This window comes from Caulobacter vibrioides (assembly GCF_002310375.3).
GTDB lineage: Bacteria > Pseudomonadota > Alphaproteobacteria > Caulobacterales > Caulobacteraceae > Caulobacter > Caulobacter vibrioides_D.
Window position 1 is genome coordinate 3,781,822 of record NZ_CP023315.3, and the last position, 12,749, is coordinate 3,794,570.

A 12,749-nucleotide genomic window follows, 5' to 3' on the forward strand; every position below is an offset into this window, starting at 1 on the left:
CTCGAGGTTATCTGCGTCCTACCGCCAGTCCCCGGCGGCGGCCTGCCACAGGGTCATGGCCGAAATGGCCGCCGTGTCGGCGCGCAGGATGCGCGGGCCCAGCGACACCGGCGTGACGAAGGGCAGTCCGCGCAAGCGCTCGCGCTCTTCAGGCGCGAAGCCGCCCTCGGGACCGATCAGGATGGCGGCCGGATCACCGGTTCCCGCCAGGGCCTCGATGGCCGGTCTGGCGTCGCCGCCCTCGTCGCAGAAGACAAGGCGCCGCGCCGGGTCCCAGCCGTCGAGGATCTTGTCCAGCTTTTCCGGGTCGGCGACCTCGGGCACATCCAGGCGGCCGGTCTGCTCGGCGGCCTCCATGGCGATGGCGTCCAGGCGCCCCAGCTTGACGAAATCGACATTCGTCCGTCGCGTGATGGTCAGGCGCACCCGGCGCGCGCCCAGCTCTGCGGCCTTCTCGACGATGGTCTCGACCCGGCCGCGCTTGACCATGGCGACGATCAAATCAAGGTCCGGGCCGAGCGTCATCGGCCGCGTCTGTTCCTCGGCCTTCAGCAGACAGCCGCGCTTGGTGGCCTCCACGAGGGTGGCGCGCCACTCGCCGTCGCGGCCGTTGAACAGCAGAAGCTCGGCGCCGACGGCCAGGCGCATCACCGAGGTCAGGTAGCGCGACTGGTCGACGGTCGGAACGACGCCGGCCCCGGCGGACAGATCATTGGGAACGAAAAGGCGGATCATTTCGTCCTTCTAGCCTAACCAACACGCTCGGGGGTAGGCTCGGCAGATGAGCAAGCCACACGACTACGACGTCGAACTGGTCCACCTGCAGCTGGCGCTGATCACCCTGCAGAAAAAGGCCATCAAGGACGGCGACAAAATCCTCGTGGTGTTCGAGGGCCGCGACGCCGCCGGCAAGGACGGCGTGATCGCACGGATCACCGAGCACCTGTCCCGGCGCGCCACCACGGTCGTGGCCCTGCCCAAGCCCACCGACCGCGAGCGCAGCGAGTGGTACCTCCAGCGCTATGTCGACTGGCTACCGGCCTGCGGCGAGGCGGTGCTGTTCAACCGCTCCTGGTACAATCGCGCCGGCGTCGAGCGGGTGATGGATTTTTCGACGCCGCAGCAGCAGGAGCAGTTCCTGCGCGACGTCCCGGCCTTCGAGCGCATGCTGGTCGAGAACGGCCTGCGCTACGTGAAGTTCTGGCTCGACATCAGCCGCGACGAGCAGGCCAAGCGCCTGAAGGCCCGTCGCGAAGACCCGTTGAAGGCCTTCAAGACCAGCGATCTCGACAAGGTCGCCGAGGAGAAGTGGGACGACTACACCGCCGCCCGCGACGACATGCTGCTGCGCACCCACAGCGACATCGCGCCCTGGATCTGCGTCCGCGCCGACCACAAGAAGGCCGCGCGGCTCAATGTCATCCGCTGGCTGCTGCACGCCGCCGGCGACAAGAAGACCCTCAAGGGCGTGGAGAGGCCCGATCCTGCGGTGATCTTCCCGTTCGAGCCGTCAGCGCTGGAGGACGGAAGGCTGGCGCGGTAGCTGCGCCCCCTCCGTCACGTCGCCTATCGGCGCCGCGCCACCTCCCCCGCGATGCGGGTGAGGAGTAGAGGGCCACCCTCCTGCCCCGCTTGCGGGGGAGGTGGCGCGCGGCGCAGCCGCGCGACGGAGGGGGCGCTTCTAGCCCCTCTTCCGCGCCTTTCGCTCCGCCGCGATCTCCGCGTTCCGGGCCACGCGATGGCGGACGATGTCCTCGACCAGCCCCGGCGGCAGTGGCTTCTCCGGCTGGAACCGGATCGTGCCCTTGGCGGTCTCAAAGCCCGTCAGCCGGTCGGCGAAGACCTCCACCACCGCGCCCGGATAGAAGGCGCAGTGCTTCGCCGCCGCGCCGAAGTGGACGAGATTGCCGTTCAGCTTGAAGGTCGGCAGGCCATAGCTGATCGCCTCAACCGCCTCCGGGGCGGCTGCGCGGATCTGACCGCGAAGAACCTCCAGCGCCGCACGCTGATCGGCGGGCAGCCTGGCGAGGTAGTCGTCCACGGACGCGGCGGGGGGCTTCATCATCGGATGGTCCTCGATCGATCATGCCAAGGACGTTGCACGAGCGCCCCCGCCGACACCGCCTCGACTATTTCGCCCCATACAGCGCCATGACGTCCTTGCGGAACGCAGCCCCGCTGTCGGGGCGGCTGTAGAACATGTGGCCACCCGCATAGTTGGACAGGGTCACGCGGCCTTGGGCCGTGGCCGGCATCGCATCGACGATCAGGCGCGAGGCGAAGAACGGGCACGACAGGTCGTTGTAGCCGTGGACGATCAGCACCTTCAGCTTGGGATCGACCGAGACGATCTTGCGCAGGTCGGTGACCGACTCGGTGTCTGCGCCGCGACCGCGATCCCACAGGCCGTTGACCTTGTAAGACAGCGCCTCATAGCGGGCCTCGGGCTTCCAGCCGACAACGCGGGTCGTGAAGTCCACGATCGCGCTGGTGGTCGGGGCGATGATCGCGTCCAGGATCGGGTCATTGACCTCCTGCTCCGGCGCGAACGGGAAGGGGTCCAGCGAGGTGACGTTGCTGTCGTAGCGGCTGCCCAGGCGCCCCTTGTCGCGGAACGCCTCGCGCAGGAACGACTGGGTTTCCAGGCGACCACCGGCGCGGCGGACATAGGTCGGATCAAGCCCCGTCATGGCCGAGACCTTGGCCGTCAGGCGGTCCAGGGCGGCGGGGTCCGCGCCCTTCATCAGGTCGACCATGTATTCGCCGCGCGTATAATCCTCGACCGCCTTGATGCTCTCAGGCGTCAGCTTGCCGTCGCGCTCCAGCTTGGCGGCCGTGATCGACGGAAGGGTCCACATGGCCGGCAGCGGCGAGATTTCCTGCGAGACGCGGCCGGCGCTGGTCAGCAGCGGCGAGACCAGCACCACGCCTTTGACGGCCACGCCCAGGTCGGTCTGCAGGGTGTAGGCCAGGCGCGGCCCGCGGAAGCCGCCGTAGCTCTCGCCCACCAGGTATTTCGGCGCGGCCAGTCGATCGGTCTTGACCAGATAGTCGAAGACGATCCGCGACAGGTAATCGATGTCCTGCTTGACGCCGAAGAAGCGCTTCTTGGCCTCGTCCTCAGGGATCAGCGAACGCGAGAAGCCGGTGCCGACCGGGTCGATGAACACCAGATCGGTGAAGTCCAGCCACGAGGCGGGATTGTCGTCCAGCTTGCTGAAGTCCGACGGGCTGTCGCCCTCGGCGCCGAACTGCACGCGCTTAGGGCCCAGGGCGAAGTTCAGATAGACGCTGGCCGCGCCCGGACCGCCGTTGAAGGCGAAGGTGATCGGACGCTTGGGATCGCGCGGTCCGTCCAGGGTGTAGGCGGTATAGACCACCTCGGCGATCTTCTTGCCCTTCTCGTCGCGCACCGGCATGGCGCCGACGGTGGCGGTGTAGGCCAGGGTCTTGCCGGCCAGGACAGTCGACTGCTTGACCGACTTCTCACCGGGGAACGCCGGCAGGTCCAGGCCCGACTTTTCGGCGGCGGGCTTGTCGCCGCCCTTGTCCTGGGCGAACGCCGACGGAGCGAACACGCCCGGACCCGACAGGGCCGCCACGGCGACCAGGGCCAGCAGGCCCGCTCGGAAAGACTGTTTCATCGATACCCCTCCACTGACGGCGAAATTGCTAGGCCAAGGCGCGTGGCTTCACAACCTTGAGCCAACGTGATGGTGTGGCCGCGAACGGGAGGACTTCGCCATGGACGCCACGCGGTCGCGCGACGCCGCCATTCTTCGCCTGGCCATCGGCCTGGCTCAGGGAATTGCGCTGTTCCTGCTGCAGAAGGCCGACGAGTCGAAGGCCTGGCCCGCGGCACAGCCGATGCTGTACGCGCCGCTGCTGGTCTGCGTGCTGATGATCCCGCTGCTGCCCTTGGCGGCGCTGTCGGCGATGCGTCGACGGAGCCTGCTGGCCTGGTGCGCGGTCGCCACCGCCGTCACGGCGATCCTGGCCGTCCACGCCGCCTGGGTCGGGGCCGCCCCTGACCGGATCGGGGCCGGGCCGCTGTCGCCACCGTTGTTCCTGGCGACCGCGGTGATGCTGTTCATCGCCCACCATCTCGTCCAGCCCGCCGACGCGGCCGGCAAGCCCGTCGCGCCCTATACGGACTATTTCGACCTGACCTGGACCAACGGCGTGCGGCTGGCGCTGTCGCTGGCCTTCACCGGCGCCTTCTGGCTGCTGCTGTTCCTGGCCGCCGCCCTGTTCAAGCTGATCGGGATCGAGGCCATCGGCAAGCTGATCGGCGAGACCGCCTTCGCCTTCCCGGCCACCGGCCTGATGTTCGCCGCCGCCGTCCACATGGCCGTGCAACTGACCGAGGCGCGCGCGGGCCTGGTGCGCGGCGCCCTGACCGTGGGCCTGACCCTTCTGACCTGGCTGCTGCCGCTGATGGTGCTGATCGGCGGCGGCTTCCTGGCCACCCTGCCCTTCACGGGCCTGGCGCCGCTGTGGGGCACCAAGGCCGCCACGGCCCTGCTTCTAGCCGCCGCCGCCGCGCTGATCCTGCTGATCAACGCCGCCTACCAGGACGGCGAAGAGCCGCCGCACCTGATCCCCCGGCTCGCGGCGCGGATCGCGGGCCTCTTGCTGATCCCGATCGTGATCCTGGCCGGCTACGCCCTGTGGCTGCGGATCGACCAATACGGCCTGACGCCCGAGCGCGTGTTCGCCGGCGTCTTCCTGCTGGTCGCCATCGGCTTCACGATCGGCTACGCGCTCGCCGCCGTGAAGCCTGGTCCCTGGATGAAGCCCCTGGAGCGGACCAATCCGCTGATGGCCGCCGTGTGCGTGCTGCTGCTGATCGCCCTGTTCACCCCGATCGCCGATCCGGCGCGGCTATCGGTGGCGAGCCAGGTGAAGCGGCTGGAGAGCGGCAAGGTGGCGCCAGACAAGTTCGACTACGCCTTCCTGCGCTTCGACGCCGGGCGCTATGGCCGTGACGCGCTGGACCGCCTCAAGACGCATCCTGACGCGAAGGTCGCCAAGCTCGCCCGCGAAGCCGCCGCCAGCACCGAGAAGCGCTCTCCGGCCGGCGAAGCGCGGCCGAACTTCAAGGCCATGGCCGTCTATCCGGCGGGCAAGGCGCTACCCCAGAGCTTCATCGAGCAGGATTGGTCCACGCCCTCGGGCTCCAACTGCACCTTCACGGCCATGCAGTGCCCGGCGCTGGTCACCGATGTGGACGCCGACGGCAAGGACGAGGTTCTGCTGGCCGAAGGCGACCGGCTGAAGGTCTTCTCCGAAGGCGCGGACCGCGTCTGGGCCCTGACCGCGATCGCTGCGGCGGGCTGCGAGAGCTACGACCTGGAGGCCTGGATGAAAGCCGGCGCGCCCAGCCTGAGCGAACCGGTCGCCCGCCGCGATCTCATCCTGGGCGGCCGGCGCCTGGCGCTGCAGCCGGCAAGCAAGGACTGCCAGGTCAGCGTTACGCCACCCCCGCGCTGATCGCGTTCAGGCGGGCGTAGACCCCGCCCTTGGCGGTCAGCTCGGCGTGACGGCCTTCCTCGACGACGCGGCCGCCCTGGAACACCAGGATCCGGTCGGCGCCACGCACGGTCGACAGGCGGTGGGCGATGACGATCGTCGTGCGCCCCTCCATCAGCGCCTCGGCGGCCTCTTGGACGTGGCCTTCGGTCTCGACGTCCAGCGACGAGGTCGCCTCGTCCAGAACGAGGATCGGCGCGTCGGCCAGGAAGGCGCGGGCGATGGCCACCCGCTGGCGCTCGCCGCCCGACAGCTTGATGCCCCGCTCGCCGACCAGGGTGTCGTAGCCCTTGGGTAGGCGCAGTATGAACTCGTGGGCGCGAGCCTTGATGGCGGCGTCCTCGACCTCTTCGCGGGTGGCGTCCGGCTTGCCGTAGGCGATGTTCTCAAACAGCGTGCGGTGGAACAGGGCCGGGTCCTGCGGCACCACCGCGATGGCGCGGCGCAAGCTGGCCTGCTTCACCGTCGAGACGTCCTGGCCGTCGATGACCACCGCCCCGTCCTGCAGGTCGTGCAGGCGCTGGATCAGCTTGACGAAGGTCGACTTGCCCGAGCCCGTCGGCCCGACCAGGGCCACCCGCTCGCCGGGGGCGATCTTCAGGCTGAACCGATCGTACAGCGGCGCGCCGGCGGCCTTGTAGCGGAAGGTGACGTCCTGGAATTCGATCGCGCCAGGGCCCGGCTGGAAGTCCGGCGCATGGGGGTCGTCGGCGATCTGCGGCGCCAGGCGGGTCCAGGCGGCGACGTCCTCGGTGTCATCCAGACCCTTCTGCAGCATTCGGATGTTTTCGCCGAGGTTCCGCAAATATCCGCTCATCAGCATGAAGGCGGTGATCGCGAAGGCCACATCGCCGGGCGTGGCCGTGCCCTGCGCCCAGCCCCAGACCATGGCCCCGGTCAGGCCGGCCTGCAGGACGACCAGCAGCAGGTTCTGGCCCAGCCACACGTCGGTGAAGCGGCTCCAGGTGACCATCACCGCGTCGCGCCACTGCGCCGTGACCTTGGCCAGCCGCTCAGCCTCGCGCGTCTCGGCGCCGAAGCTCTTCACGGTCGGGTTAGAGGTCACCGCGTCGGCCAGGGCCCCGCCGATCTTGGAGTCCAGCGCGTTGGACTTGAGGTTCGACGGCCGCACATAGCGCTCGGTGATGACGAGGTTCACCGTCAGATAGGCCGCCACCACGACCAGCGAGATGATGCCCGCCAGCGGCTGGCGCACCAGCATGGCGATGGAGAGACCGATCAGCACGATCACGCCCGGCCCCAGCCAGATGGTCACCGCGTCGGTGACGCTGTCATAGCCCCACATGGCGCGGGTCAGCTTGCGCACGGTCGCGCCGGCGAAGCTGTCGGCGTGCCAGTCCGACGAGAAGGCCTGCACCTTGGCGAAGCTCTCGTTGGTCATCTCCTCCATGTTCCGGGCCGCCAGGGGGATCCAGAACCGGTGGGCGATGTTGCGCACCACCGCGAAGGCGAAATAGACGCCGACAAAGATCGCCAGCGCCGACCAGGCCTGCGCATCGCCGCGCGGCTTGGTGGCCACGGTGTCGACGAGGTAGCCCGAGGCGTAGGGCAGCGCCAGATCGAAGGCGACGGCGACCAGGGTCAGGCCCACGCCCAGGCCGAACAGCACCGGCCGCCGCTTCCAGAACCGGGCCACAAAGCCCAGCACCTGGCGGTTCGACAGCGCGCGCTTACGGGCGCCGGTTTCGTCTTCGTCCTCGAGCATGTCGGTCATGGCGCGGGAGATAGGGCTTTCCCGCCCGCGCGTCAGCCCCGCCCGCGCTTACGCCCGCCGCCAAACGGCCGCCAGCGCAGGAACCAGCGGATGGCCGGCCCCACCACGGGCACGCGCAGCATCGGGCGCACGGCGTGGGGACGGGTCTTCAGGAAGCACAGCACCGCGCCGATCCAGAACACGGTGGTCGGCATGCCCGGCACCACCGCCCCGACCGCGCCGGTGGCCAGCAGCACCCCGCCCATCCCGTCCAGCACCCAGCGCTCGACGCGGGTGAGGCGGCGGCGGCGCGAACGGCGGTCCTGAACGGCGAAAGCCATGCGCCGATCCTCGCGCCGCGCGACCCCGCTGTCGAGCAAATTGAGAGCGGCTCGCAAGACCTGGCCCCCTTAAGCGAGGCTAAGGCGCGTCGGCATGGGGCCTGGGTCGCGGGTCAGACCGCGCCGGATACGCGGCCCGAACTTGGTGGCCGTGCTGAGGCGGGCGACCATCCCCACGTCTCCGGCCTTCGCAAACAGCTTGGTCGCGGCCGTCCACAGGGCCGTGGTCACCGGATGCGGCAGAACGATCCCGGCCACGCCGCCGGCCATCAGCAGGCTCCAGGCCAGGATGCGGAGCACGGCGCCGGAAAGGGGTGACAGGGTCATGGCGAGAACTCCTCGGGGCTACACCAAGACCTTCGCGCCGAGGGGCGAATAAATCCAATTGATCGTTTTTCGCGGAGACATCGATCTTCCCTATGCGACGAGCGCGCCGTTCGCAGGTTAAGCCTCGCCGCATGACCGCCGCCCAAAGCCCTTCTGGCGTCCTGCCCGACGCCGCCGCCACCAACTGGGTCGACCGCCATGCGCCGCAGCGCCTGCGGCCCTGGCTGAAGCTGGGCCGGTTCGACCGGCCGGTGGGGATCTGGCTTTTGATGCTGCCCGGCTGGCAGGGCATCGCCCTGGCCGCCGCCGAACAGGGCCGCTGGCCCAATCCGTTGCTGCTGCTGGCCGTGTTCGTCGGCGCGGCCCTGATGCGGGCGGCCGGCTGCGCCTTCAACGACATCGTCGACCGCGACTTCGACGCCCAGGTGGCCCGCACGGCGATGCGGCCGATCCCGGCAGGGCTGATCAGCGTCAAACAGGCCTGGCTGTTCGTGGTCGGCTGCTGCTTGGTCAGTTTCCTGATCCTGATCTGCCTCGGCTGGATGGCGATCCTGCTGGGCGTGCTGTCGCTCGGCCTGGTGGCCGCCTATCCTTTCATGAAGCGGATCACCTGGTGGCCGCAGGCGTGGCTGGGCCTGACCTTCAACTGGGGCGCTCTTTTGGGCTACGCCGCCGCGACGGGGCATCTGTCGTGGTCGGCCGCCCTGCTCTACGCCTCGGGGATTTTCTGGACCCTGGGCTACGACACGATCTACGCGATCCAGGACATCGAGGACGACGCCCTGGCGGGGATCAAGTCCTCGACCCGGCGCTTGGGCCAGCACGTGCAGATCGGCGTCGCCGGCTTCTATCTGGTGAGCTTCATCCTGCTGGTGATCGCCGGCTGGATCGGGAACATCGGCCCGCTGTTCCTGCCCCTGGCGGGCCTGTTCGCCCTGCACCTGTCGCGTCAGGCCGCCGCGGTGCGGGTCGAAGACGGCCAGGGCGCGCTGAAGCTCTTCAAGTCGAACGCGCTGGCGGGCCTTCTGGTGTTCCTTGGCCTGGTGGCGGGCCTCTGGAAGCCGGGCGTCAGCTTCTAGCCTCAAACCCCTTGTCATCCCGGCCAAGCGCGAAGCGCGCAGAGCCGTGACCCAGAGGCCGCCGCACCGCCGCTCGCCCCTGGGTCCCGGATAGCCTCTGCGAGGCTTCCGGGATAACACACCAAATGGCGTCTGAGGCGGCTCCATTTGGTGACGTAGGGTCACGCTGTCGAGCACAGGCGGACTGTGCGATGCTGCGCGCATGGCCGTCGCTCCACGCGTCAAACCGCTGGACCTGTTCACGCCCGAGGAATGGACGCGGATTTCCGCGCGCTCGTCCTGGCGCGGCGTCTGGATGGTGGCCCACGCCTGGGGCGTGATCCTCGCCGCCGGCGCGCTGTTCGTCGCCTTTCCCAATCCGCTGACCTATGTGGTCGCCGTCATGCTGATCGGCGCCCGGCAGCTGGGTCTGGCGATCCTGATGCACGAGGCCGCGCATGGCGGGCTGCATCCAAAGCTCAAGGTCAATGACTGGCTGGGCGAGTGGCTGTGCGCCGCGCCGGTGGGCGCCTCGCTGGCCAGCTATCGCCCCTATCATCTCAGCCATCACAAATACGCTCAGCAGGCCGAGGATCCTGACCTCGTCCTGTCAGCGCCCTTCCCGACCACGCGGCGCTCGCTGCGCCGCAAGATGATCCGCGACCTGACCGGCCAGACCTTCTTCAAGCAGCGCTTCGGGCCGCTACTGGGCAAGATGAAGGGCGCAAAGACCACGGGGCAGCCCAAGGGCGCGATCTTCGCCGGCGAGATCGCGCGGCAAAGGCCGTTCCTGCTGTGGAACCTCGGCATCCTGGTCGTGCTGTCGGCCCTGGGCCTCTGGTGGGCGTGGCTGGCGCTGTGGGTCGTGCCGATGGCCACCTGGTTTCCGCTGGTCACGCGCCTGCGCAACATCGCCGAGCACGCCCTGGTGGCCAAGGACGAGCCCGACCCGTTCCGCCACGCCCGCACCACGAACGCCAACTGGCTCGAGCGCGCCCTGATCGCGCCCTACTATGTGTACTTCCACTCAGAACATCACATGTTCATGCACACCCCGTGCTGGAACCTGCCGCTGGCCCACCGGGTGCTGGAGCAGAAGGGCCTGGCCCAGGGCATGCTGACCGCGCCGGGCTATTTGAGCGTGCTGCGGGCCGCGTCGAGCAAACCGGTCGCCGCCTAAGGCGCCGCGTGCTTTAAGCGCGGCATGATCGTCCAGACCCTGGAAGGCCGGCGGGCTTTCATCCGCGACAACACCCAGCTGCTGCCGCCGCCGCATGCGCCCGAACTGGCGCTGCATCTGGCCGACGAGGTCACGCCGCTGTGGAAGCTGACCGAGGAGGCGCTGGAGGAGATCGGCCTGCCGCCGCCCTTCTGGGCCTTCGCCTGGGCCGGCGGTCAGGCCCTGGCGCGCTATATTCTCGACCATCCCGAGACGGTGGCCGGCAAGACCGTCTTCGACTTCGCCACGGGCTCGGGCCTGGTGGCCATCGCGGCGATGAAGGCGGGCGCCAAGAGCGTGCTGGCCAATGACATCGACGTCTTTTGCGAGGCGGCTGTCACCCTGAACGCCGAAGCCAATGGCGTCTTAGTCGCCTTCACCGATGCCAATCTGCTGGGTGGGCCTCCGCCGGAGGCGCAGGTCCTGCTGGCCGGCGACATCTGCTACGAAAAGCCCATGGCCGAGGCGGTGATGGACTGGCTGCGGCGCGGCCGCGCACAGGGTTCGACGGTGCTGATCGGCGATCCCGGCCGCACCTACTTCCGCAAGGACGACCTGGTGAAGCTGGCCGAGTACCAGGTCGAGACCACCCGCGAGCTGGAGGACATGGCCGTCAAGCGCACCAGCGTCTGGACTCTGCCCTGAGCGGACGATAGGAACATTTAAAGAACATCGACATTGGAGAGCGCCATGCGCGAAGACGGCAAGATCGACTACATCGAATGGCCCGGCGGCGACCTGCCGGCCACCAAGGCCTTCTATTCCGCCGCGTTTGGCTGGACCTTCGCCGACTATGGCCCCGACTATGTGGCCTTCGAGGGCCAGGGCGCGGACGGCGGCTTCGCCAAGCCGCAGGAGGAGTCCAGCGACAAGCCGCTGGTCATCCTCTACGCCCATGACCTGGAGGCCATGCTCGACAAGGTGACCAAGGCTGGCGGCGTGATCACCGCGCCGATCTTCAGCTTCCCGGGCGGGCGTCGCTTTCACTTCACCGACCCGTCGGGTAACCAGCTGGGCGTTTGGAGCGCGACAGGGGTCGAGTAGATCCGGCCGCGCCGGACCTTGGGGGAATTGCGTATGATGGCCTTGAGCCTGCTGTTGCTGTCGATCGTGGGCGCCGCCCAGGCGGAGGATCCTCCGCCGGCGCCCGTTCCCGCCGAGGTCCGAGCGCTGGAAGGCTGCTGGCGCGGCGAGGGCGAGGTGATGGGCAAGCCGGTCGAGATCACGCTCGCTGCGCGTCCCGCCGCGCTCGGAACCCTGATGACCGTCGACGCCGACAGCCACGCCAAGGCCGATCCCAAGGACCGGTATGTGGCCCATCTGATCCTGGCCGGTCGCGGCGCGCCGCCGAAGGGGGGGCCGGCGACCGGCGTCTCAGGCTTCTGGGCCGACAGCTTTGGCGGCGACGCCACGGCGGTGGGCAAGGGCGAGGTCCAGCCTGGCGGCTTCGACATCGCCTACCCCTATCCCGACGCCAGCTTCCTGAATCGCTGGCGGCGCGACGGGGACCGCATGACCTGGACGATCGTGCTCCAGGGGAACGGCAAGGAGACGCCCTTCGCCGCCTATGGCTTGATGCGCGCAGCCTGCCCACCGAAAGGCTAGCGGCTCACCGCCTCAACGGGTCACGCGGCCCGGCGACGGGTCCGATAGGGTCGGCGTCATGGCGCCGGCCGGCCTCGGCTAGAAGCGGGGGTGAAAGTCTCGCGGAGCCCACCCAAAGTCTCGCGCCGCGTCCGACGAGTCGAAGGTCAGGTCCTGGCCCATCCGGGTCCCCATGGCCGTCGTCGCGCCGGGATAGAACGGCTTGGCCAGGCGCATGATCAGGCTAAACAGCCAGGTCGGCATCGGCAGGCTGCGGGGCGTCTTGCCCAGCCCCTCGAACACGCGGTCGACCATGACGCGATAGGTGACCGTCTCCCCCCCGACGAGGTTATAGGCCTTGTCGGCGGTCGCAGGCGCATGGGCGGCGGCGAGGGCCCCGGTGGCCAGGTCTTCGGCATGGACCGGCTGGCGCAGCCCCTCCCCCGCGCCCGACAACGGCATGACGTGGAACCGGCGCACCAGCCGCGCGATGCGGCTCACGTTCGCATCGTGGCCTTCATCATAGATCAGGGTGGGTCGCAGGATCGTCCAGGCCACGCCATGAGCGGCGCACCAAGCCTCGACCGCCTGTTCGGCGTCTGTCAGCGCCGCCGCCACCGCGCGTTCCGCCGCGTCCGGCGAGTCGGTCTTGGTGAACCGGCTGGTCGAGGAGAAGGCGATCAGACGCGCCATGCCGCGCGCCTTCAGCGCCGGCAGGGCGGGCGGCAGGAGCCAGATCGGCGACAGCGAAAACACCGTGGCGGCCACCGGCAGGCGCTCGGCAAGGTCAGGGTCCTTGAGGTCGCCGCCGATCCAGCAGGCGTCGCCCGGCGGCGGGCGGCGGCTGAAGGCGACCGGGTCCAAGCCTTCGACCTTGAGGCGCTCCATTAGGTGGCGGCCGATCAGGCTGGTCGCGCCCAGCACCAGCACCGGCGTCTTCAGGGTGTTCTCAGCGTCCATTCGCCTCCTATAGT

The 12,749-nt window shown here is 69.0% G+C and carries 14 protein-coding genes; 7 read left to right on the forward strand and 7 right to left on the reverse strand.

All coding sequences use genetic code 11. The annotated features are described in order from the left end of the window. Positions 1-18 precede the first annotated feature (18 nt). The gene (locus tag CA606_RS17970) at positions 19-735 is read right to left on the reverse strand and encodes a 16S rRNA (uracil(1498)-N(3))-methyltransferase (protein ID WP_096053283.1); all 717 of its coding nucleotides are present in this window, start codon (positions 733-735) and stop codon (positions 19-21) included. A 46-nt stretch (positions 736-781) separates the two neighbouring features. Between CA606_RS17970 and ppk2 the strand changes: the two genes are divergently transcribed. Beyond that, complete coding sequence (gene ppk2 / locus CA606_RS17975; RefSeq protein WP_096053282.1) at positions 782-1,543, forward strand: polyphosphate kinase 2; 762 nt, start codon at positions 782-784, stop codon at positions 1,541-1,543. Positions 1,544-1,681: 138 nt separating this feature from the next. On the opposite strand, the gene CA606_RS17980 is transcribed toward ppk2, so the two are convergent. Together CA606_RS17980 and CA606_RS17985 are read right to left on the reverse strand one after the other, a co-directional pair. Beyond that, a complete protein-coding gene (locus CA606_RS17980; RefSeq protein WP_096053281.1) occupies positions 1,682-2,065 on the reverse strand; it encodes an iron chaperone in 384 nt (127 codons plus the stop codon). A 64-nt stretch (positions 2,066-2,129) separates the two neighbouring features. After that, complete coding sequence (locus tag CA606_RS17985; RefSeq protein WP_096053280.1) at positions 2,130-3,644, reverse strand: S10 family peptidase; 1,515 nt, start codon at positions 3,642-3,644, stop codon at positions 2,130-2,132. Between the two features lie 100 nt (positions 3,645-3,744). On the opposite strand from CA606_RS17985, the gene CA606_RS17990 reads away from it, so the two are divergent. Next, positions 3,745-5,493: a DUF4153 domain-containing protein gene (locus tag CA606_RS17990; RefSeq protein WP_096053279.1), complete on the forward strand. Its 1,749-nt coding sequence runs from the start codon at positions 3,745-3,747 to the stop codon at positions 5,491-5,493. Here the strand turns inward: CA606_RS17990 and CA606_RS17995 are convergent. The 3 genes from CA606_RS17995 to CA606_RS18005 form a co-directional block, all read right to left on the reverse strand. After that, entirely contained in the window at positions 5,474-7,267 is a 1,794-nt protein-coding gene (locus tag CA606_RS17995; RefSeq protein WP_096053278.1) for an ABC transporter ATP-binding protein, read from the reverse strand. The genes CA606_RS17990 and CA606_RS17995 overlap by 20 nt on opposite strands. A 32-nt stretch (positions 7,268-7,299) precedes the next feature. Then, positions 7,300-7,587, reverse strand: coding sequence for a DUF454 family protein (locus CA606_RS18000; protein WP_096034444.1), 288 nt, complete (start codon positions 7,585-7,587; stop codon positions 7,300-7,302). Between the two features lie 69 nt (positions 7,588-7,656). Then, positions 7,657-7,914 carry a hypothetical protein gene (locus CA606_RS18005; protein WP_096053277.1) on the reverse strand — a complete coding sequence of 86 codons (258 nt, stop codon included), beginning with the start codon at positions 7,912-7,914 and terminating at the stop codon, positions 7,657-7,659. 131 nt (positions 7,915-8,045) lie between these two features. Between CA606_RS18005 and ubiA the strand changes: the two genes are divergently transcribed. The 5 genes from ubiA (at position 8,046) to CA606_RS18030 (ending at position 11,796) form a co-directional block, all read left to right on the forward strand. Then, complete coding sequence (ubiA, locus tag CA606_RS18010) at positions 8,046-8,993, forward strand: 4-hydroxybenzoate octaprenyltransferase (protein WP_181242676.1); 948 nt, start codon at positions 8,046-8,048, stop codon at positions 8,991-8,993. Between the two features lie 202 nt (positions 8,994-9,195). Further along, entirely contained in the window at positions 9,196-10,152 is a 957-nt protein-coding gene (locus tag CA606_RS18015; RefSeq protein ID WP_096053275.1) for a fatty acid desaturase family protein, read from the forward strand. A 24-nt stretch (positions 10,153-10,176) separates the two neighbouring features. Further along, the gene (locus CA606_RS18020) at positions 10,177-10,836 is read left to right on the forward strand and encodes a class I SAM-dependent methyltransferase (RefSeq protein WP_096053274.1); all 660 of its coding nucleotides are present in this window, start codon (positions 10,177-10,179) and stop codon (positions 10,834-10,836) included. Between the two features lie 45 nt (positions 10,837-10,881). Next, positions 10,882-11,235, forward strand: coding sequence for a VOC family protein (locus CA606_RS18025; RefSeq protein ID WP_096053273.1), 354 nt, complete (start codon positions 10,882-10,884; stop codon positions 11,233-11,235). 33 nt (positions 11,236-11,268) lie between these two features. After that, on the forward strand, positions 11,269-11,796 hold the full coding sequence (locus tag CA606_RS18030; protein ID WP_096053272.1) for a hypothetical protein: 528 nt from the start codon (positions 11,269-11,271) through the stop codon (positions 11,794-11,796). A 78-nt stretch (positions 11,797-11,874) separates the two neighbouring features. Here CA606_RS18030 and CA606_RS18035 read toward each other — a convergent pair whose 3' ends face one another. Further along, on the reverse strand, positions 11,875-12,735 hold the full coding sequence (locus CA606_RS18035; RefSeq protein ID WP_096053271.1) for an NAD-dependent epimerase/dehydratase family protein: 861 nt from the start codon (positions 12,733-12,735) through the stop codon (positions 11,875-11,877). Between the last annotated feature and the right edge of the window lie 14 nt (positions 12,736-12,749).